1 protein-coding gene is annotated in these 1,381 nt (G+C 58.3%); it reads left to right on the top strand.

The window, feature by feature from the left end; translation table 11 throughout:
* Positions 1-74 precede the first annotated feature (74 nt).
* A complete protein-coding gene (locus ABTX60_RS43135) occupies positions 75-1,340 on the top strand; it encodes an IS256 family transposase (RefSeq protein ID WP_003943361.1) in 1,266 nt (421 codons plus the stop codon).
* Positions 1,341-1,381: the final 41 nt, after the last annotated feature.

The following is a 1,381-nucleotide window of genomic DNA, read 5'->3' as shown; positions in this document are numbered from 1 at the left end:
GGGACTGTCTGAATAACGGTGGATCCGGTCCTTGATTCAACACGCCGAGCTGAGCTTGGCGGGAAGGATCGACGATGACCGAAACACTTGATCCCATGGCAGAGACTGAGGTGGATCAGAAGCAGTTGGCCGAGCAGCTCCTGGCTCAGGCCAAGGAGCAGGGCGTGGAGTTGATGGGCCCGAACGGACTCCTCAATCAACTCACCAAAAACGTCCTAGAGACCGCGTTAGACGCGGAGATGACCGAGCACCTGGGCTACGAGAAGCACGATGCCGCCGGCCGCGGCAGCGGCAACTCGAGGAACGGTACCCGTTCGAAGACGGTGCTCACTGAGATCGGGCCGGTGGAGATCGAAGTGCCACGCGACGTCGATTCTTCGTTCGACCCGCAGATTGTTAAGAAGCGTCAGCGACGCTTGACGGGTATCGATGAGATCGTATTGTCATTGACGGCAAAGGGTTTGACGACCGGCGAGATATCCGCGCACTTTCAAGATATTTACGGAGCGTCGGTGTCGAAGGACACGATCTCGCGGATCACCGACAAGGTCGTCGGGGAAATGACGGAGTGGCAGAACCGGCCACTTGATCGGGTGTATCCGGTGATGTTCATCGATGCGGTGCACGTGAAGGTTCGCGATGGGCAGGTCACCAACCGGCCGATGTATGTCGCGATCGGCGTCACCGTCAATGGCGAACGCGACATCCTCGGGATCTGGGCCGGCGAGGGCGGAGAGGGCGCAAAGTTCTGGCTCTCGGTCCTGACCGAGATCAAGAACCGTGGTGTGGCGGACGTCTGCATCGTTGTGTGCGACGGACTCAAAGGATTGCCTGAAGCGATCAACACCGTCTGGGAACTCGCTGTGGTGCAGACGTGCATTATTCATCTGATACGCAACACTTTTCGCTTTGCCTCTCGTAAATATTGGGATGCGATGGCGCGTGATCTCAAACCTGTCTACACCGCTCCGTCGGAGTTTGCGGCCAGGGAACGATTCGCTGAGTTCACGCAGAAATGGGGGCAGCAGTATCCAGCGATTATCAAGATGTGGGACAACGCGTGGAGTGAGTTCGTTCCGTTCCTGGACTACGACGTCGAGATCAGGCGCGTCATCTGCTCGACGAACGCGATCGAGTCTGTCAACGCTCGCTACAGGCGCGCAGTACGGGCGCGTGGGCACTTCCCGACTGAGCAGGCGGCGCTCAAATGCTTGTACTTGGCCACGCGTGCTCTGGACCCGACAGGGAAAGGTAAGGCACGATGGGCAATGAGGTGGAAGCCCGCGCTCAATGCGTTTGCGATCACCTTCGAAGGACGCATCACCCTGAACGGTAACTAACCGACATCAAGGTCGGATCCACCGTTAATCGGACACTCCCG

Source organism: Streptomyces sp. NPDC126510, assembly GCF_040302345.1.
In the GTDB taxonomy this organism is placed as follows: domain Bacteria; phylum Actinomycetota; class Actinomycetes; order Streptomycetales; family Streptomycetaceae; genus Streptomyces.
The sequence above is the reverse complement of the archived record's forward strand: the minus strand, read 5'-3'. Positions and strand labels throughout refer to the sequence as shown.